The organism is Pseudomonas sp. 2995-3 (assembly GCF_002742565.1).
GTDB lineage: Bacteria > Pseudomonadota > Gammaproteobacteria > Pseudomonadales > Pseudomonadaceae > Aquipseudomonas > Aquipseudomonas edaphica.
Genome location: NZ_LJSB01000125.1, coordinates 1 through 19,973 on the forward strand (window position 1 = coordinate 1; position 19,973 = coordinate 19,973).

At 60.8% G+C, this 19,973-nt stretch carries 13 protein-coding genes; 12 read left to right on the forward strand and 1 reads right to left on the reverse strand.

Annotated features, from left to right (window positions below):
- The first annotated feature begins 222 nt into the window (after positions 1–222).
- Positions 223–450 (forward strand): 50S ribosomal protein L31, encoded by a 228-nt coding sequence (gene rpmE / locus AOA62_RS05155; RefSeq protein WP_017138574.1) that lies wholly within the window; start codon positions 223–225, stop codon positions 448–450.
- A gap of 288 nt (positions 451–738) precedes the next feature.
- Entirely contained in the window at positions 739–2,007 is a 1,269-nt protein-coding gene (locus tag AOA62_RS05160) for a malic enzyme-like NAD(P)-binding protein (RefSeq protein WP_099548044.1), read from the forward strand.
- Between the two features lie 741 nt (positions 2,008–2,748).
- Here AOA62_RS05160 and AOA62_RS05165 read toward each other — a convergent pair.
- Entirely contained in the window at positions 2,749–5,214 is a 2,466-nt protein-coding gene (locus tag AOA62_RS05165; RefSeq protein ID WP_099548045.1) for a penicillin-binding protein 1A, read from the reverse strand.
- A gap of 216 nt (positions 5,215–5,430) precedes the next feature.
- On the opposite strand from AOA62_RS05165, the gene pilM reads away from it, so the two are divergent.
- The 10 genes from pilM to hemE all read left to right on the forward strand — a co-directional run bounded on the left by pilM (position 5,431) and on the right by hemE (position 19,914).
- Entirely contained in the window at positions 5,431–6,087 is a 657-nt protein-coding gene (pilM, locus tag AOA62_RS05170) for a type IV pilus biogenesis protein PilM (protein ID WP_099548046.1), read from the forward strand.
- Positions 6,084–6,635: a PilN domain-containing protein gene (locus tag AOA62_RS05175; protein ID WP_017138570.1), complete on the forward strand. Its 552-nt coding sequence runs from the start codon at positions 6,084–6,086 to the stop codon at positions 6,633–6,635. Before pilM ends, AOA62_RS05175 begins: the two co-directional genes overlap by 4 nt.
- A complete protein-coding gene (locus AOA62_RS05180) occupies positions 6,632–7,633 on the forward strand; it encodes a pilus assembly protein PilP (RefSeq protein WP_099548047.1) in 1,002 nt (333 codons plus the stop codon). The genes AOA62_RS05175 and AOA62_RS05180 overlap by 4 nt, the downstream gene beginning before the upstream one ends.
- Before the next feature lie 69 nt (positions 7,634–7,702).
- Positions 7,703–9,031, forward strand: coding sequence for a type IV pilus secretin PilQ (locus tag AOA62_RS05185; protein ID WP_017138568.1), 1,329 nt, complete (start codon positions 7,703–7,705; stop codon positions 9,029–9,031).
- A 4-nt stretch (positions 9,032–9,035) separates the two neighbouring features.
- Complete coding sequence (gene aroK / locus AOA62_RS05190) at positions 9,036–9,554, forward strand: shikimate kinase AroK (protein WP_099548048.1); 519 nt, start codon at positions 9,036–9,038, stop codon at positions 9,552–9,554.
- A gap of 123 nt (positions 9,555–9,677) precedes the next feature.
- Complete coding sequence (gene aroB / locus AOA62_RS05195; RefSeq protein ID WP_017138566.1) at positions 9,678–10,778, forward strand: 3-dehydroquinate synthase; 1,101 nt, start codon at positions 9,678–9,680, stop codon at positions 10,776–10,778.
- Between the two features lie 10 nt (positions 10,779–10,788).
- Positions 10,789–12,357 (forward strand): AAA family ATPase, encoded by a 1,569-nt coding sequence (locus AOA62_RS05200; RefSeq protein ID WP_099548049.1) that lies wholly within the window; start codon positions 10,789–10,791, stop codon positions 12,355–12,357.
- A gap of 354 nt (positions 12,358–12,711) precedes the next feature.
- Positions 12,712–17,157 carry a glutamate synthase large subunit gene (gltB, locus tag AOA62_RS05210; protein ID WP_099548050.1) on the forward strand — a complete coding sequence of 1,482 codons (4,446 nt, stop codon included), beginning with the start codon at positions 12,712–12,714 and terminating at the stop codon, positions 17,155–17,157.
- 32 nt (positions 17,158–17,189) lie between these two features.
- Positions 17,190–18,608, forward strand: coding sequence for an FAD-dependent oxidoreductase (locus tag AOA62_RS05215; protein ID WP_099548051.1), 1,419 nt, complete (start codon positions 17,190–17,192; stop codon positions 18,606–18,608).
- Positions 18,609–18,846: 238 nt separating this feature from the next.
- Entirely contained in the window at positions 18,847–19,914 is a 1,068-nt protein-coding gene (gene hemE / locus AOA62_RS05220; protein ID WP_099548052.1) for a uroporphyrinogen decarboxylase, read from the forward strand.
- Positions 19,915–19,973 lie beyond the last annotated feature (59 nt).

Below are 19,973 nucleotides of genomic sequence, written 5' to 3' on the forward strand. Positions count from 1 at the left end.
GGCTTGCCCTGCGCAGGGCAAGCCTGCTCGCCACAAAAAAGTACGGCCTTGCAGATGGGCGGTGGTGTGTTGGGTTTTTCTGATGAAAGGGGCTTTTATGTAGGCAAAGCACGGGAGGCGCCGCTTGCGCGTTTAAAAAGGTCTGGTAGAATCCGCGGCCTAATTACGTGCGGTATTCGACAATAGTGTCGAGTGGCGGCACGCTAGCCCGAGGAAGTCACCATGAAAGCCGATATCCATCCAGCGTACGAAACTATCGAAGTAACCTGCAGCTGCGGCAACAAGTTCGAAACGCGTTCGAACCTGTGCAAGCCACTGGGTACTGACGTATGCAACGAGTGCCACCCGTTCTACACCGGTAAGCAGAAAACTCTGGACACCGGCGGCCGTGTACAGCGCTTCGCAGATCGCTTTGGTGCTTTCGGCAAGAAGCCTGCTGCTGCAGAGTAAGGCCCAAAAGCCCCCAGGGTTTTTGCAAGCTGTTGAAAAAGGCGCCCCTTGTGGGCGCCTTTTTTGTGCCTGCGATTTGACCGTGCTGCACTCAAAGCGATTTTAATAAAATAATTGTAGACATTTTTTATCGTAATTGTGAACAGTTAAGCCCTTGTATCCCGTGGCTCTTGGCCGAAAGTCGTAGTGCGCGGCCCTTGACGGCAGTGACTGACCAGTCTTGTGGGGACTTTCTCACACGCGTATCCTCGGCGGTCCGTCGACCAACAGTAAAAGCGGAATGCCGATATGTCTGATTTGAAAACTGCCGCTCTCGAATATCACGCCCATCCTCGTCCAGGAAAGCTGAGTGTAGAGCTCACCAAAGCCACTGCCACTGCCCGCGACTTGTCGCTGGCCTACAGCCCTGGCGTTGCCGAGCCCGTACGTGAAATCGCCCGCGACCCTGAACTGGCGTACAAGTACACCGGCAAAGGCAACCTGGTTGCAGTGATTTCCGATGGCACCGCGATTCTCGGCCTGGGCAACCTCGGCCCATTGGCTTCCAAGCCAGTCATGGAAGGTAAGGGCGTGCTGTTCAAGCGCTTTGCCGGCATCGACGTTTTCGACATCGAAGTCGATTCCGAAAGCCCGCAAGCTTTCATCGACACTGTAAAGCGCATCTCCATCACTTTCGGTGGCATCAACCTGGAAGACATCAAGGCACCTGAGTGCTTCGAGATCGAAAAGGCCCTGATCGAACAGTGCGACATTCCGGTATTCCACGATGACCAGCACGGCACCGCGATCGTGACGGCGGCCGGCATGATCAACGCCCTGGAAATCGCTGGCAAAACCCTGGCTGACGCCCAGATCGTCTGCCTGGGCGCTGGTGCTGCGGCCATCTCCTGCATGAAGTTGCTGGTGAGCATGGGCGCCAAGCTGGAAAACATCTTCATGGTCGACAGCAAGGGCGTTGTTCAGTCCGAGCGTACCGACCTGAACCAGTACAAGGCGATGTTTGCCCACGCCACCGACAAGCGCACCCTGGCTGACGCCCTCGACGGTGCCGACGTGTTCGTTGGCCTGTCCGGCCCGAACCTGCTGAGCGCCGAAGGCCTGAAGTCCATGGCGGCCAACCCGATCGTGTTCGCCTGCTCCAACCCGGATCCGGAGATCTCGCCTGAGCTGGCCCACGCCACTCGCAACGACGTGATCATGGCCACCGGCCGTTCGGACTACCCGAACCAGGTCAACAACGTGTTGGGCTTCCCGTTCATCTTCCGTGGTGCCCTGGACGTTCGCGCCAAGCGCATCAACGAAGAGATGAAAGTGGCTGCCGCCAACGCCCTGCGTGAACTGGCCAAGCTGCCGGTACCTCAGGACGTCTGCGATGCCTACGGTGGTGCCCCACTGGCATTCGGTCGTGAGTACATCATCCCGAAACCAATGGATAAGCGCCTGATCACCCTGATCTCGGATGCCGTGGCCAAAGCCGCGATCGAGACCGGTGTGGCTACCCTGCCGTATCCGAAGCACTACCCGCTGAAAAGCGTGGATGATGTGTTCAACGGCTAAGCCGTTGTAGCGCACCAACAAAAAGCCCCGGCTCTTGCGAGTCGGGGCTTTTTTGTGGCTGATGAATACGGTCTTCAGGCGCCAGGTAAACCCTGTGGGAGCCGGGCTTGCCCGCGATGGCGGTGTACCAGGGGGTGAATCAGTGGCTGATACACCGCCATCGCAGCATAGGTTACACAGCCGGTTAGCACGAAGTCTGTGGCAGGTGGGCTGTTGTGGCGAGCAGGCTTGTCGAATCGTCGCACCGCCGGCGTTGGGCTGCGAAGCGGCCCCAGTAAAGGCACTGCAATTTTCCTGAAAGTACTCAGTGTCAGGGGTTGGGGCCGCTTCGCGGCCCAACGCAGGACAAGCCTGCTCGCCACAGGAGAAAGTGGCGGCCTTCAAAAGTTGTGTAGATGCCTATGGCCATCGCAGGCAAGCCAGCTCCCACAGTGGAGCTGGGTCGGCCATTGATCTCATCAGAACAAATCGATCGGCGCCGCCTAATCTGCCGGCAGCGGGCTGCCCGGTGTAAAGCGTGGATGATGTGTTCAACGGCTAAGCCGTTGTAGCGCACCAACAAAAAGCCCCGGCTCTTGCGAGTCGGGGCTTTTTTTGTGGCTGATGAATACGGTCTTCAGGCGCCAGGTAAACCCTGTGGGAGCCGGGCTTGCCCGCGATGGTGGTGTATCAGGGGGTGAATCAGTGGCTGATACACCGCCATCGCAGGCAAGCCAGCTCCCACAGTGGAGCTGTGTCACATTAGAAGAGATCGATCGGCGCCGCCTCATCCGCCGGCAGTGGGCTGCCCGGTGCAACGCCGTTGCCCAGCTCGTTGACCGACGGCGGCGTATCTTCGCTCTTGAACAGCTCGAAGTACGCATTCGGCGTGCTGGGTGATGCCGCACGGCCGCTGACCGGGTCGATCCGCAGGCTGAGAATACCTTCCGGCTCAGCCTGGGTATGCAGCGGCTTGTCCTTCAAGGCCGCGCCCATGTAGCTCATCCAGATCGGCAGTGCGACGGTGCCACCAAACTCACGGCGGCCCAGGCTTTCCGGTTGGTCGTAGCCGGTCCACACGGTGGTCACGTAGTCGGCGTTGTAGCCGGAGAACCAGGCATCCTTGGACTCGTTGGTGGTACCGGTCTTGCCGGCGATATCCGCGCGACCCAAGGCCAGGGCGCGGCGGCCGGTGCCTTTCTTGATCACGTCTTCCAGAATGCTGTTGAGGATGTAGGTGGTACGACCATCCACCACACGCTCGGCCACTGCTGGTGCCTGTGGCTCGGCGGGCACGGCGGCATTGGCGGCCGTTGCTGCGCCTGGCGTCGGCTCAATGGTGATGCCGCCGTTGTTCGGTGCTGCAATGCCATCGGGTGCAGCCACACCGTTTACCACGTCGCCCGGCACGCGTGGCGGGTTGGCGGTGAACAGCGTGTCGCCATTGCGGCTTTCGATCTTGTCGATCAGGTACGGCGTGATCTTGTAGCCGCCGTTGGCAAAGGTGCTCCAGCCGGTAGCAATTTCCATCGGCGTGAGGGTCGCGGTGCCCAGCGCCAGGGACAGGTTCGGCGGCAGATCCGACTTGGCGAAGCCAAAGCGTGTCATGTAGTCGATGGTCTTGCCCACGCCCATCGCCTGCAGCAGGCGGATCGAGACCAGGTTGCGTGACTTGTACAGCGCCTCGCGAATACGGATCGGGCCGAGGAAGGTATTGGTGTCGTTCTTCGGGCGCCAGACCTTGTCCAGGTACTCGTCGACAAACACGATCGGTGCGTCGTTGACCAGGCTGGCGGCGGTGTAGCCGTTATCCAGCGCGGCGCTGTAGACAAACGGTTTGAAGCTTGAGCCCGGCTGGCGCTTGGCCTGGGTGGCGCGGTTGTAGTTGCTCTGCTCGAAGGCAAAGCCGCCGACCAGCGCACGGATCGCACCGTTCTGCGGGTCCAGGGACACCAGAGCGCCCTGGGCCACAGGCACTTGGCTGAATTTCAGGCTGTCGTCTTTCTGGCGTTGCACGCGGATCAAGTCACCGACTTGCGCCACGTCCGACGGCTGCTTGGGCATCGGGCCCATGCTGTTGGTGTTCAGGAACGGGCGTGCCCATTTCATGCTGTCCCACGACACATGGCCTTCGCCGCTGCGGGTGAGCACTTGCACGCCATCCTTCTTCACCTGAGTGACGATGGCGGGTTCCAGGCCGCTGATCGGGCGCTGTTTACCCAGCTCGGTGGTCCAGGCGCTCAGGGTCTTGCCCGGCAGGCGCGATTCGGGGCCACGGTAGCCATGGCGCTGGTCGTAGGTCACCAAACCGTCGCGTACTGAGTTATTGGCGATTTCCTGCAGGTTGCTTGGAATGGTCGTGGTCACGCGGAAGCCTTCGGTGTAGGCCTCGCTGCCATAACGGCCGACCATCTCGGCACGTGCCATTTCAGCGATATACGGCGCATTCACTTCCGGAGTCGGCACGTGGTAGCTGGCGTTCAGCGGCTCGGCCACGGCGCTCTCATAGGCGGCCTGGTCGATTTTGCCCAGCTTGTACATGCGCCCCAGGATCCAGTCGCGACGCTCCTTGCTGCGCGCCGGGTTGGCCAGCGGGTTGAAGCGCGACGGCGCCTTGGGCAGGCCGGCGATCATTGCCATCTGCGCCAGGCTGGCATCACGAATCGACTTGCCGTAGTACACCTGCGAAGCGGCTTCGATCCCGTAGGCGCGATTGCCCAGGTAGATCTTGTTGACGTACAGCTCAAGGATTTCGTCCTTGGTCAACTGACGTTCGATCTGCAGCGCCAACAGGATTTCGGTGGCCTTGCGCGAAAAACTGCGCTCGCTGGTGAGGAAAAAGTTCTTCGCCACCTGCATGGTGATGGTGCTGCCGCCGGATTGGATGTGTCCGCTTTTTACCAGCTGGGTGGCTGCGCGCACCAGGCTGCCTGGGTCGACGCCGTAGTGGTTGGCGAAATTATCGTCTTCAGCCGAGAGCAGGGCGTTGATGAAATTGGGTGGAATGTCGGCGAAACGGATCGGTGTGCGGCGCATTTCGCCGAACTCCGCGATCAGTTTTTCATCGCTGCTGTAGACCCGCAAAGGAATCTGCAACTGGATACTTCTGAGTGCCTCTACTGAGGGCAAACCCGGACTAAGGTAGAGGTAGGCCCCGCTGAGTACGAGCAGCAGCCCGCAGACGATCGCGACAATGGAGTACCCGAAAAACTTCAGCAGACGAATCAAGGCTTTTGGATTTCCAGAGAAAAGAATGAGTTACGCGTCGGGGCATGCATGGCAAACGATGGATCGACCCGAGCAGCAGGAAAAAGCGGGAAAAAACGCTGGGCATTAAAGCATTTTCGGCCTGGGGCGTCATTCGTGGCGGCCAAACAAGTCGACCGAATGCACGATTCCCAGCGGCAATCAGGCGGTATGACAGGCAAAGTTTTAGGGAGTTTTATGAGAAAGGGATTTTTCAGGCGCAAAGCCGACACCCTGCTGGGCGTCGACATCAATGACACTGGAATCAAGCTGATTGAACTGGACCACACCGCCGGCGCCTACAGCGTCAAGGCATACGTCGCGCAGGGGCTGCCCGCCAATGCGGTCGTCGATGGCACGTTGTTGGACCTTGAAGGGGTGGGGCAGGCACTGCAGCAGGCATTGTCCCGGTTGCACTCGTCCGTCCGGCAGGCGGCAGTGGCGGTATCGGGGCCATCGGTTATCACGCGGGTGATCGACATGGAGGCGGGGCTCAGTGACGAAGAGATGGCCTGGATGATCCAGATGGAAGCCGACCAGTACATCCCTTACCCACTGGATGACGTCGCCATCGATTTTCAGGTGCGCGGCCCCTTAGCTCAGGACTCGGCGCGGGTCGAGGTGGTGCTGGCTGCGTGCCTGAAGGAGCAGGTCGAGGCCCGCGCAGCGGTTTTGGCCCTGGCCGGGCTGGTTGCGCGGGTGGTGGATGTCGAAGGGTTTGCATTGGAGCGCGCTTGCCGTCAGGATTTCGCCAGCTTCATGCCGGGCCATCGAGTCGATGGCGCACAATGGGCCGTGGATGCCCACGGGATGGGAATTGCTTGCGGGCTGGCCCTGAGGAGTTTCGCTGGATGACACGAATCAATCTTTTGCCTTGGCGCCAGGCGCAGGCAGAACGGCGGCGCAAGTACTTCCTGATATTTCTGCTGGGGTTCGCCGGTGTGGCACTCGCGGCGGTGTGGCTGGCGAACCAGGTCATCGATCAGGCGATCGACCGGCAAGTGACACGCAACAGCCACCTCAACAAAGACGTCGCCATCCAGGACTCGCGCCTCAAGACCATCGATGACTTGCAGGAGCAGAGCCAGCAATTGGCCGCGCGAATGAAGGTCGTACAGGACCTGCACGAATCCCGCTCGGCCGGCGCCCAGCTATTGGACCAACTCGCCCGTGCCGTGCCCGATGGGGTGCACCTGCATGAGGTGGTTGCCAAGGGCAATACGGTGAGTGTCAGTGGCAGTGCCGAGTCCAGCCAGGATATCGCTCAACTGATGCGCCGCCTCGAGGCCTCTGAAGGTGCCCACGCAACCCGGCTGCAGCATGTGCGTGCGCAAGGCCAAGGCGGAGGCAACGAATTCCAGTTGATGGTGCGCCAAGGGGAATCCACCGAGGCCCAGCCTTGAGCCTGCCCAGGCTCGACTTTTCCACGCTTTCTCACAACGCTGCCAAATGGCCCCTACCGGCCAAGCTTCTGCTCGGCTGCGCGCTGGGGGGATTGGTGTGGGTGGTGGGCGATGGATGGCTGCTGGCTCCGGCACGTGAACAGTTGCAAGGGTTGCAAGCGCAGACGCTGATGTTGCAACAGCAACTTACGCAAAAGACCAGCCTGGCCGCCGATCTTGAGGTGCGTGCCCATCAGGCCCAGGGAGCCCAGGCGCAGGTTGCCGAGCTGTTGCGGCAGTTGCCCGGCGAATCGGACATGCCGGGCTTGCTCGAAGACATGGCGCGGCTGGCGGCGGCCAACGGTTTGGTGGTCGAAGGTGTCACGGTACTGGATGAACAGACGCAGCCGTACTACATCGAGGAGCCGGCACAAGTCGGTGTGTTGGGTGCCTACCACGACCTGGCGAGCTTCGTGACTGCCCTGGGTGATTTGCCGCGGATCGTCACTGTGCAGGATGTGGTGCTTCGGTCTGAAGGGGCGTTATTGCGCCTTGATTTGCTGGCCAAGACTTACCGTGGCCTGTCCGCGCGCGGCAAGCCTGGAATGGCTGTCGAGCAGGGGGCGCACTTTGTCTATGAGGCAGCGTCCCAGCGTGACCCGTTCCAGCCGCCTGCGGCGCAGGTCGACCATATGCCGGGCCAACCCGCTCTTGCGCCGGACTTGGCGCGCAAGCGCGGCCCACTGGAAGGCCTGGCTGTCGACCAGTTCGAAATGGTCGGCACGCTTTCAATCGATGCAGTGTCGGTCGAAGCACTGCCCCATGGCCTGCAGACATTCGCCCTGCTGCGCACATCTTCTGGCGTGCACCGGCTGGCGGTCGGCGACTACCTGGGGCCTAACCATGGCCGGGTCACGGCCATTCATTCCGGCCACATCGAACTGGTCGAACTGTTCCCGGACGAACAGGGCGCATGGCTTGCGCGTTCGCGAACCCTGGTTTTAAACGTCAACTCATAACGGAATCAAACAATGAAAAGGACTTTCTCGTCCTTCGGTGTGGCGCTATGGATAGCGTTCACGGCACCGATGGCATTTGCTGTGCCCAATCGCGTCGATCTGATCCAGCTGCCGCCTCCTGGCAGCGTGGTTCCCAGTGGCGCCTACAACGGCGACACGCTGACCCTCAACTTCCAGAACATCGAATTGCGCGCCGTGTTGCAGCAAATTGCGGATGTGGCCGGGCTTAATCTGGTGGCCAGTGATGAAGTGCAAGGCTCGATCACTTTGCGGCTCAAGGATGTGCCCTGGGACCAGGCGCTGGATCTGGTGCTGCAAACCAAAGGCTTGGATAAGCGCGTGAAGGCCGGCGTTTTGCTGGTGGCACCCGCCGAAGAATTGGCGGCCCGCGAGCTGCTGGCGCTGGAGTCGCGCAAGCAGATGGAAGAGCTGGCGCCCTTGCGGCGCGAGCTGTTGCAGGTCAATTACGCCAAGGCGGCGGACCTGGCCAAGTTGTTCCAGTCGGTGACAGGCGTTGACGGCTTTACCGATGAGCGCGGCTCGGTGGCGGTGGATGATCGCACCAATAACATCATCGCCTACCAGACCCGCGAGCAAATTGACGAGCTGCGGCGCATCGTGGCGCAGCTGGATGTACCGGTACGCCAAGTGATGATCGAGGCGCGGATTGTCGAGGCTAATGTCGATTACGACAAAAGCCTGGGCGTGCGCTGGGGCGGGCGGCTCAATCGCGGCAACTGGGGCGCGGGCGGTATCAGCAAACCGTTGGCCGAGGGTGCGGAGCCACCGGAGAATCCGCCCAGCTCGCCGTTTGTCGATATGGGCTCGCTGGCCGGTACGTCTGGCTTGGGCATCGCTTTTATTACCGACAACCTGTTGCTCGACCTGGAACTGACGGCCATGGAAAAAACCGGCAACGGCGAAATCGTCTCACAGCCCAAGGTGGTCACGTCCGACAAGGAAACTGCGCGCATCCTCAAGGGCACCGAGATCCCTTACCAGGAATCCAGCTCGCGTGGCGCCACCTCGGTGTCGTTCAAGGAGGCCTCGCTGTCGTTGGAGGTGACCCCGCAAATCACCCCGGATGGCTGGGTGATTATGGAGGTCAAGGTCACCAAGGACGAGCCGGACTACCTGAACAAGCTCAACGACGTACCGCCGATCAAGAAAAACGAGGTCAACGCCAAGGTGCGGGTCAAGGATGGCGAGACCATCGTCATTGGCGGGGTTTTCTCCAATACCCAAAGCAAAGTGGTAGATAAAGTGCCATTTTTGGGCGATGTGCCGTATCTTGGCCGCCTTTTCCGGCGCGATGTGCTGGCGGAGAAAAAATCCGAGCTGCTGGTATTCCTGACTCCGCGTATTATGAATAACCAGGCGATTGCTGTGAGTCGTTGATTCTGTGCGAAATTTGATTCTTGTAGGACCGATGGGGGCTGGAAAAAGCACCATCGGCCGTTTGCTGGCCAAAGAGCTGCGCCTGCCGTTCAAAGATTCCGACAAGGAAATTGAATTGCGCACGGGTGCCAATATCCCATGGATCTTCGATAAGGAAGGCGAGCTGGGCTTTCGCGACCGCGAGCAGGCGATGATTGCCGAGCTGTGCGGCTGCGATGGCGTGGTATTGGCCACCGGCGGCGGTGCAGTGATGCGCGATGAAAACCGCCGGGCGCTGCATGCCGGTGGTCGCGTGGTTTATTTGCATGCATCGGTCGAGCAGCAGGTGGGGCGTACCGCCCGCGATCGCAATCGCCCATTGCTGCGCACCGCAGACCCGGCAAAAACCTTGCGGGACTTGCTCACGCTGCGCGATCCGCTGTATCGGGAAATCGCCGATCTGGTGGTCGAAACCGATGAGCGGCCGCCTCGAATGGTGGTTTTCGACATTCTTGAGCGTTTGCAGCAATTGCCACCCCGTTAAAGCCAGGCCCGAAATGCGCTATTCTCGGCGGCGCGCCATCATCCTCCGGGGTATGGCGCAGAGCCATCAGGCGACGAAATTCCGAGCGTTGCCGATCGTACATATTTCTTCACGCGGGGACACATGCAGACACTTAAGGTCGATCTAGGCGAGCGCAGCTACCCAATCCATATTGGCGAAGGTTTGTTGGACCTGCCCGAGTTGCTCGCACCGCATATTGCCGGTCGGCAAGTGGCGATCATCTCCAATGAAACGGTCGCGCCGCTGTATCTTGAGCGTCTGAGCCGCAGCCTTGCGGCCTACTCGGTGATTTCGGTGATCCTGCCCGATGGCGAGGCCCACAAAAACTGGGAAACCCTGCAACTGATCTTTGACGGCCTGCTGACTGCACGGCATGACCGACGTACCACGGTGGTCGCCCTGGGCGGCGGCGTGATCGGCGACATGGCCGGCTTTGCCGCAGCTTGCTACCAGCGCGGCGTGGACTTTATCCAGGTGCCGACCACCTTGTTGTCCCAGGTCGATTCGTCGGTGGGCGGCAAGACTGGCATCAACCACCCGCTGGGCAAGAACATGGTGGGTGCGTTCTATCAACCACAAGCCGTGCTGATCGACACCGCGACCCTCAACACCTTGCCGCCGCGCGAGCTGTCGGCCGGTCTGGCGGAGGTCATCAAGTACGGGCTGATTTGTGACGAGCCGTTCCTGACCTGGCTCGAAGAACACATGGACGCCCTGCGTGCCCTGGACCAGGTGGCACTGACCGAAGCGATTTCCCGTTCATGCGCCGCCAAGGCGCTGGTGGTGAATGCCGACGAACGGGAGTCCGGTGTGCGCGCCACCCTGAACCTGGGCCACACCTTCGGCCATGCGATCGAAACGCACATGGGCTATGGTGTGTGGTTGCACGGGGAAGCCGTGGCGGCTGGCACAGTAATGGCACTGGAAATGTCGCAACGCCTGGGCTGGATCAGCGCCCAGGAGCGTGATCGCGGCATCCATCTGTTCCAGCGCGCCGGCTTGCCGGTTATTCCGCCGGAAGAGATGACCGAGGCGGATTTCCTCGAACATATGGCAATCGACAAGAAAGTGATCGACGGTCGCCTGCGACTGGTGCTGCTGCGCCACATGGGCGAAGCGGTAGTGACCGACGATTATCCGAAAGAGATTTTACAGGCCACGCTGGGAGCGGATTACCGCGCCCTGGCCCAGCTTAAAGGTTAATAAGATCCCGATGACTAGTTTGCATGCCGACGAGGCGTTCCTCGGCCACTACCAGTTAAGCCACGACCCTTTTGCTCCACGGGTGCCTGGCTTCAAATTTTTCCCTGCCCAGCGCAAGCCGGTGCTCGGTCAGTTGCACCACCTGGCGCGCTACAGCCAACTGTTGTTGGTTGTGACCGGCCCGTTGGGCAGTGGCAAGACCCTGCTGCGCCAGGCGCTGGTTGCCAGCACCAACAAGCAATCGGTACAGAGCGTGGTGGTATCGGCCCGTGGTGCCGGTGATGCAGCCGGCGTACTGCGCCAGGTTGCCCAGGCGCTGAACGTTGCCAATGCCGAGCCGAACGCGATCCTCAAGCAGGTTGTGCAGTTGGGCCTCACCGGCCAGGAAGTCTACTTGCTGGTGGACGATGCCGAGCAGCTCGACGAATCCGCCCTGGAAGCGCTGCTGGCGCTGGCGGCGGGTACGCCGGAAGGGCGCCCGCATGTGTTCCTGTTTGGTGAGTCGTCCTTGATCGCCGATCTGGAGCAGATCAGCGGTGAGCAGGAGCTGTTTCACGTCATCGAATTGCAGCCGTACGAAGAGGAAGAAACCCGCGAATACCTGGCTCAACGCCTCGAAGGCGCCGGTGCCGGTATCGAACTTTTCACGGCAAATCAGATCTCTGATATTCACGAAAGCGCAGGCGGCTGGCCTGGCACCATCAACCAGGTTGCCCGCGATGCCTTGATCGAAGCCATGATTGCCAGCCGCTCTGCGGTTAAGCGTCCAAAGATGGGGTTTACTATGCCTAAGAAGCACGTATTGGCGATTTCTGCCGTGGTCGTGGTCGCTGTCGCTGCTGCCTGGTTGATCCCGGGTCGCAGCAAGGCACCCGCCACCGCCGGTGCGCCAACCGAACAGGCGCAGTTGCCACTGGGCAAGCCCACGCCAAATGTCGAATTCGCCAACTCCGGCCAACCGACCAACCTGCCGATGGTCGGCCAGCCAGTCATGCGCGGCCCGCTCGCTGAAGCCGCCGGTGGTATCTCTGAAGGTGACGATGGTGTGCCGGTGGAAGGCTCCAGCGCCACGCCGCCAACCGTAACCACCACCGCACCGCCTGCCGGCGTTCCGGCTGGCCCGGCAGCCGCTCCAGTTGCCAAGCCGACGCCAGCGCCGACCGTTGCCACTGCCAAGCCTGCCCCGGTTGCCAAGCCTGTCGCGCCTGCGCCAGTGGCCAAGCCGGCACCGGCCGCCAAGCCTGCTGAAAAACCTGCCGCTGTTGCCAAGGCCGCTGCCCCTGCCGCCGCCGGCAGCAGCTGGTACGCCAGCCAGCCAACCGGTAATTTCGTCGTGCAGATCCTGGGCACCAGCTCCGAAGCCAACGCCCAGGCGTTTGTGAAAGAGCAGGGCGGCCAGTACCGTTATTTCAAGAAAGTGCTCAACGGCAAGCCTCTCTACGTGATCACCTACGGCAGCTTCCCAAGCCGTGCAGCAGCTGATTCCGCTATCAAAGCCTTGCCAGCGAAGGTTCAGGCTGGTAAACCTTGGCCTCGCACTGTTGCCAGCGTTCAACAAGAACTCGCAACAAGTCGCTGAAGATTCGGCGGCCTTACCCAGGCCGCCTCTCCCGGCACCTCAAAATTAAAACCGCAAGTGCGTGCTGCCCTCAAGGCCGCGCGCCCTGCGGTGTCTGCGTCACAGTAGCTTTTGAGTCGTAGCGGTCAGAATTAAAAAAGTTTTGACTAGCACAGCATATCGCTTTAAACCTTTCATAAATGCGACATAGATTTGCGACATTTCGTCGCTAAATTTGTGAGCGTTCGTGTCGGTGTGTACAATGACCTCCCTTTTGCCCCCGCTAAGCCGGCGTACGTTCGGCGTGGAAGGTAACCGGTTGAATTGAAAAGAAATTTGCCTCGATATAAGAGGCAGCCTGGTGAGAAAGTGTCTATGAAAGCAGGTCTGTACCAACCCGATGAATTCAAGGATAACTGCGGTTTCGGCCTGATAGCCCACATGCAGGGCGAGCCCAGTCATACCCTTTTGCAAACGGCCATCGAGGCCCTGACCTGCATGACCCACCGCGGTGGGATCAACGCCGACGGCAAGACCGGTGACGGTTGCGGTTTGCTGATTCAAAAGCCCGACCAGTTCCTGCGCGCTGTCGCAAAAGAGCAATTTGCTGTCGACCTGCCCAAGCAGTACGCCGTGGGCATGGTGTTTTTCAACCAGGACCCGGTAAAAGCCGAAGCCGCTCGCGAGAACATGAACCGCGAGATCCTGGCTGCTGGCCTGCAACTGGTGGGCTGGCGCAAAGTGCCGATCGACACCAGCGTGCTCGGCCGCCTGGCCCTGGAGCGCCTGCCGCAGATCGAACAAGTGTTCATCGCAGGCGATGGCCTCAGCGATCAGGACATGGCGATCAAGCTGTTTACCTCGCGTCGTCGTTCATCGGTGTCCAACGCCGCCGACACCGACCACTACATCTGCAGCTTTTCGCACAAGACCATCATTTATAAAGGCCTGATGATGCCGGCGGATTTGACCGCCTTCTATCCAGACCTGAGCGATGAGCGCCTGCAAACCGCAATCTGCGTGTTCCACCAGCGCTTCTCCACCAACACCCTGCCGAAATGGCCGCTGGCTCAGCCATTCCGCTTTCTCGCCCACAACGGCGAGATCAACACCATCACCGGCAACCGCAACTGGGCTGTGGCCCGTCGCACCAAGTTCGCCAACGATTTGATGGACCTCGAAGAGCTCGGCCCGCTGGTTAACCGCGTGGGTTCCGACTCCTCCAGCATGGACAACATGCTCGAACTGATGGTCACCGGCGGCATTGACCTGTTCCGTGGCGTGCGCATGATCATTCCGCCTGCGTGGCAGAACGTCGAGACCATGGACCCGGACCTGCGTGCGTTCTACGAGTACAACTCGATGCACATGGAGCCGTGGGACGGCCCGGCTGGCGTGGTGATGACCGACGGCCGCTACGCGGTGTGCCTGCTCGACCGTAACGGCCTGCGCCCGGCGCGTTGGGTGACCACCACCAACGGCTTCATCACCCTGGCGTCGGAAATCGGCGTGTGGGACTACAAGCCTGAAGACGTGATCGCCAAAGGCCGTGTAGGCCCGGGCCAGATCCTGGCCGTGGACACCGAAACCGGGCAGATCCTCGACACCGACGCCATCGACAACCGCTTGAAGTCGCGTCACCCGTACAAGCAATGGCTGCGCAAGAACGCCCTGCGCATCCAGGCGACCATGGAAGACAACGACCACGGTTCGGCTTTCTATGACGTCGACCAGCTCAAGCAGTACATGAAGATGTACCAGGTCACGTTCGAAGAGCGCGACCAAGTGCTGCGCCCGCTCGGTGAGCAAGGCTATGAGGCGGTCGGCTCCATGGGCGATGACACGCCAATGGCGGTGCTGTCCCAGCGCGTGCGCACGCCGTATGACTATTTCCGCCAGCAGTTCGCCCAGGTGACCAACCCGCCGATCGACCCGCTGCGTGAAGCCATCGTGATGTCGCTGGAAGTGTGCCTCGGTGCCGAGCGCAACATCTTCCAGGAATCGCCTGAGCACGCCTCCCGTGTGATCCTCAGCTCGCCGGTCATTTCCCCGGCCAAATGGCGCTCGTTGATGACCCTGGAGCGTCCAGGTTTCGACCGCCAGATCATCGACCTGAACTACGACGAGAGCCTCGGCCTTGAAGCCGCTGTGCGCAACGTCGCCGATCAGGCCGAAGAGGCTGTGCGCGCCGGTCGTACCCAGATCGTGCTGACCGACCGTCACATCGCGCCAGGCAAGCTGCCGATCCACGCCTCCTTGGCCACCGGCGCGGTGCACCATCGCCTGACCGAAAAAGGCCTGCGTTGCGACTCCAACATCCTCGTGGAAACGGCTACTGCCCGCGACCCGCATCACTTCGCAGTGTTGATCGGTTTCGGCGCCTCGGCGGTTTACCCGTTCCTGGCCTACGAAGTGCTGGGTGATTTGATCCGTACCGGTGAAGTACTGGGCGACCTCTATGAGGTGTTCAAGAACTACCGTAAGGGCATCACCAAGGGCTTGCTGAAGATCCTGTCGAAGATGGGCATCTCCACCGTCACGTCTTACCGTGGCGCACAGCTGTTCGAAGCCATCGGCCTGTCCGAAGAGGTTTGCGAGCTGAGCTTCCGTGGTGTGCCAAGCCGTATCAAGGGCGCACGTTTCGTCGACATCGAAGCCGAACAGAAAGCCCTGGCAGCCGAAGCCTGGAGCGCGCGCAAGCCGATCCAGCAAGGCGGCCTGCTGAAGTTCGTACACGGTGGCGAATACCACGCGTACAACCCGGACGTGGTCAACACCCTGCAAGCCGCCGTGCAGCAGGGCGACTACGCCAAGTTCAAGGAATACACCGCGCTGGTGGATAACCGCCCGGTGTCTATGATCCGTGACCTGTTCAAGGTGAAAACCCTGGACACGCCGCTGGCCATCAGTGAAATCGAACCGCTGGAATCGATCCTCAAGCGCTTCGACTCCGCCGGTATCTCTTTGGGCGCCTTGTCGCCTGAGGCCCACGAAGCCCTGGCCGAAGCCATGAACCGCCTGGGTGCGCGTTCCAACTCCGGCGAAGGCGGCGAAGACCCGGCGCGCTACGGCACCATCAAGAGCTCGAAAATCAAGCAAGTGGCGACTGGTCGTTTCGGTGTAACGCCGGAATACCTGGTCAACGCCGAAGTGCTGCAGATCAAAGTCGCCCAGGGCGCCAAGCCCGGCGAAGGCGGCCAGCTGCCAGGCGGCAAGGTCAACGGTCTGATCGCCAAGCTGCGTTACGCAGTGCCGGGCGTCACCCTGATTTCGCCGCCGCCGCACCACGACATCTATTCGATTGAAGACTTGTCGCAGCTGATTTTCGACTTGAAACAAGTCAACCCGCAAGCATTGGTTTCGGTGAAACTGGTAGCAGAAGCTGGCGTCGGCACCATCGCCGCCGGTGTGGCCAAGGCCTATGCCGACCTGATCACCATCTCCGGCTATGACGGCGGCACCGGCGCTTCGCCGCTGACTTCCATCAAGTACGCTGGCGCACCGTGGGAGCTCGGCCTGGCTGAAACCCACCAGACCCTGCGCGGCAACGACCTGCGCGGCAAAGTTCGTGTGCAGACCGATGGCGGCCTGAAAACCGGCCTCGACGTGATCAAGGCCGCGATCCTCGGCGCCGAAAGCTTCGGCTTCGGTACTGCGCCAATGATCGCCCTGGGCTGCAAATACCTGCGTATCTGCCACCTGAACAACTGCGCCACCGGCGTCGCCACTCAGAACGAGAAGCTGCGCAAGGATCACTACATCGGCACCGTCGACATGGTGGTGAACTTCTTCACCTACGTCGCCGAAGAAACCCGTGAGTGGCTGGCCAAGCTGGGCGTGCGTTCGCTGGAAGAGCTGATCGGCCGTACCGACCTGCTCGACATCCTCGAAGGCCAGACCGCCAAGCAACAGCACTTGGACCTGACGCCGCTGTTGGGCAGCGATCACATCCCGGCAGACAAGCCACAATTCTGCCAGGTGGACCGCAACCCGCCGTTCGACAAAGGCCTGCTGGCCGAGAAGATGGTCGAAATGGCCAGTTCCTCGATCAATGACGCCAGCGGTGGCGACTTTGCCCTGGATATCTGCAACTGCGACCGTTCGATCGGCGCACGCATCTCCGGCGAAATCGCGCGCAAGCACGGCAACCAAGGCATGGCGAAAGCGCCGATCACCTTCCGCTTCAACGGCACAGCCGGCCAGAGCTTTGGCGTATGGAACGCCGGCGGCCTGCACATGTACCTCGAAGGTGACGCCAACGACTACGTGGGCAAGGGCATGACCGGCGGCAAGCTGGTGATCGTTCCGCCTAAAGGCAGCATCTACAAGACTCAGGACAGTGCCATCATCGGCAACACCTGCTTGTACGGTGCCACCGGTGGCAAGCTGTTCGCTGCCGGTACTGCCGGTGAGCGTTTCGCCGTGCGTAACTCCGGTGCCCACACCGTGGTGGAAGGCACTGGCGATCACTGCTGCGAGTACATGACCGGTGGCTTTGTCGCGGTACTGGGCAAGACCGGTTACAACTTCGGCTCGGGCATGACCGGCGGTTTCGCCTACGTGCTTGACCAGGACAACACCTTCGTCGACAAGGTCAACCACGAGTTGGTCGAGATCCAGCGGATCAGCGGCGAAGCCATGGAGTCCTACCGGAACCACTTGCAGCACGTGCTGGACGAGTACGTCGAGGAGACCGGCAGCGAATGGGGCCGTAACCTCGCCGAAAACCTCGATGATTACCTGCGTCGTTTCTGGCTGGTCAAGCCCAAGGCTGCCAACCTGAAATCGTTGCTTTCCAGCATCCGTGCCAACCCGCAGTGATATGCGCCTGAAGAGTTTGATGAGGTTTTAACATGGCTGAACGTCTGAATAACGACTTCCAGTTCATCGATGTCGGGCGCAAAGATCCGAAGAAGAAACTGTTGCGTCAACGCAAGAAAGAGTTCGTGGAAATCTACGAACCCTTCAAACCCCAGCACTCGGCCGACCAGGCCCACCGCTGCCTGGGTTGCGGTAACCCGTACTGCGAATGGAAGTGCCCGGTGCACAACTTCATTCCCAACTGGCTCAAGCTGGTGGCCGAGGGCAACATCCTCGCTGCCGCCGAGCTGTCGCACCAGACCAACACCCTGCCGGAAGTCTGCGGCAGGGTTTGTCCCCAGGACCGTCTGTGCGAGGGTGCCTGCACCCTTAACGACGGCTTCGGCGCGGTGACCATCGGTTCGGTGGAGAAGTACATCACCGACACCGCGTTCGCCATGGGTTGGCGCCCGGACATGTCCAAGGTCAAGCCGACCGGCAAGCGCGTTGCGATCATCGGCGCAGGCCCGGCGGGCCTGGGCTGTGCCGACGTGCTGGTGCGCGGCGGTGTGACCCCGGTGGTGTTCGACAAGAACCCGGAAATCGGCGGCCTGCTGACCTTTGGTATTCCCGAGTTCAAGCTGGAAAAAACCGTGCTGAGCCACCGTCGTGAAGTCTTCACCGGCATGGGTATCGAGTTCCGTCTCAATACCGAAATCGGCAAAGACATCACCATGGCGCAACTGCTCGCCGAATACGACGCCGTGTTCATGGGCATGGGCACCTACACCTACATGAAGGGCGGCTTTGCCGGTGAGGACCTGCCGGGCGTGTATGACGCGCTCGACTTCCTGATCGCCAACGTCAACCGCAACCTGGGCTTTGAAAAGTCGCCGGAAGATTTCGTCGACATGAAAGGCAAGAAGGTCGTGGTACTGGGCGGTGGTGACACCGCGATGGACTGCAACCGCACCTCGATCCGCCAGGGCGCCAAGTCGGTGACCTGTGCTTATCGTCGTGACGAAGCCAACATGCCCGGTTCGCGCAAAGAGGTGAAGAACGCCAAGGAAGAAGGCGTGAAGTTCCTCTACAACCGCCAGCCGATCGCCATCGTCGGTGAAGACCGTGTTGAAGGTGTGAAGGTGGTCGAGACCCGTCTCGGCGAGCCGGACGCCCGTGGCCGTCGCAGCCCCGAGCCGATCCCGGGTTCCGAAGAAATCATCCCGGCTGACGCCGTGGTTATCGCCTTCGGTTTCCGTCCAAGCCCGGCGCCGTGGTTCGAGCAGTTCGAAATCCAGACCGACAGCCAGGGCCGCGTGGTAGCCCCGGAACAAGGCCAGTACAAGCACCAGACCAGCAACCCGAAAATCTTCGCCGGTGGCGATATGGTGCGCGGCTCTGACCTGGTAGTGACCGCGATCTTCGAAGGCCGCAACGCCGCCGAAGGCATCCTGGACTACCTGCAAGTTTGATTTGAAACACGGTCAACGGTGGGAGCTGGCTTGCCTGCGATAGCGATAGTGAATTCACCACCGCCATCGCAGGCAAGCCAGCTCCCACACAAACCCCATTCCAGATAGGGTTTGGTGGTGTCTGTCATACCGCAAGACACCGCGACAAATTGACCCGATAGACAAAAGGCACGGCTCACTCCGTGCCTTTTGCGTCGCGCTCTGAGAAAATGCCCGCACTTTTTTTGCGGATGCCGACATGACTGCCCTCAAGAACGACCGTTTCCTTCGTGCCCTGCTCAAGCAACCCGTAGACGTCACGCCCGTGTGGATGATGCGTCAAGCCGGTCGCTACCTGCCGGAATACCGCGCCAGTCGCGCCAATGCCGGCGACTTCATGAGCCTGTGCATGAACCCGGAGTTCGCCTGCGAAGTCACGATGCAGCCGCTGGACCGCTACCCACAACTGGATGCGGCCATCCTCTTCTCCGACATCCTCACCATCCCTGATGCCATGGGCCAAGGCCTGTATTTTGAAACCGGTGAAGGCCCGCGTTTCAAGAAAGTCGTCAGCACCCTGGCCGACATCGAAGCCTTGCCGATCCCGGACCCGCACAAAGACCTCGGTTACGTGATGGACGCTGTGAGCACCATCCGCCGCGAGCTTAACGGCCGCGTGCCGTTGATCGGCTTCTCCGGCAGCCCGTGGACCCTGGCTACCTATATGGTCGAAGGCGGCTCGTCGAAAGACTTCCGCAAAACCAAGGCCATGCTTTACGACAACCCGCAAGCCATGCACCTGTTGCTGGACAAGCTGGCGCAGTCGGTTACCAGCTACCTCAACGGCCAGATCATGGCTGGCGCGCAAGCGGTGCAGATCTTCGACACCTGGGGCGGCAACCTGTCGTCGGCGGCGTATCAGGAGTTCTCCCTGGCTTACATGCGCAAAATCGTCAGCGGCCTGATCCGCGAACACGAAGGTCGCAAAGTGCCGGTCATCATGTTCACCAAAGGCGGCGGCCTGTGGCTGGAAAGCATTGCTGATGCCGGTGCCGATGCGCTGGGCCTGGACTGGACCTGCGACCTCGGCGAAGCCCGGCAGCGCGTGGGCAGCCGCGTGGCGCTGCAAGGCAACATGGACCCGACCGTGCTCTACGCCAAGCCGGAAGCGATCCGCACCGAAGTCGGCCGCATCCTGGCCAGCTATGGCAAGGGCAGCGGCCACGTGTTCAACCTCGGCCATGGCATCACCCCGGAAGTGAACCCGGAGCACGCTGGCGCGTTCCTGCGTGCAGTGCATGAGCTGTCGGCGCAATACCACGAATAAAACGCAAACCTAATGTGGGAGCTGGCTTGTCGAATCGTCGCACCGCTGCGATAGCAGTA

Coding starts and splice junctions, on each gene's coding strand:
- pilM (WP_099548046.1), top strand. CDS start 5,431: ATGAGAAAGGGATTTTTCAGGCGCAAAGCCGACACCCTGCTGGGCGTC.
- gltB (WP_099548050.1), top strand. CDS start 12,712: ATGAAAGCAGGTCTGTACCAACCCGATGAATTCAAGGATAACTGCGGT.
- AOA62_RS05175 (WP_017138570.1), top strand. CDS start 6,084: ATGACACGAATCAATCTTTTGCCTTGGCGCCAGGCGCAGGCAGAACGG.
- AOA62_RS05200 (WP_099548049.1), top strand. CDS start 10,789: ATGACTAGTTTGCATGCCGACGAGGCGTTCCTCGGCCACTACCAGTTA.
- AOA62_RS05160 (WP_099548044.1), top strand. CDS start 739: ATGTCTGATTTGAAAACTGCCGCTCTCGAATATCACGCCCATCCTCGT.
- rpmE (WP_017138574.1), top strand. CDS start 223: ATGAAAGCCGATATCCATCCAGCGTACGAAACTATCGAAGTAACCTGC.
- AOA62_RS05215 (WP_099548051.1), top strand. CDS start 17,190: ATGGCTGAACGTCTGAATAACGACTTCCAGTTCATCGATGTCGGGCGC.
- hemE (WP_099548052.1), top strand. CDS start 18,847: ATGACTGCCCTCAAGAACGACCGTTTCCTTCGTGCCCTGCTCAAGCAA.
- aroB (WP_017138566.1), top strand. CDS start 9,678: ATGCAGACACTTAAGGTCGATCTAGGCGAGCGCAGCTACCCAATCCAT.
- AOA62_RS05185 (WP_017138568.1), top strand. CDS start 7,703: ATGGCATTTGCTGTGCCCAATCGCGTCGATCTGATCCAGCTGCCGCCT.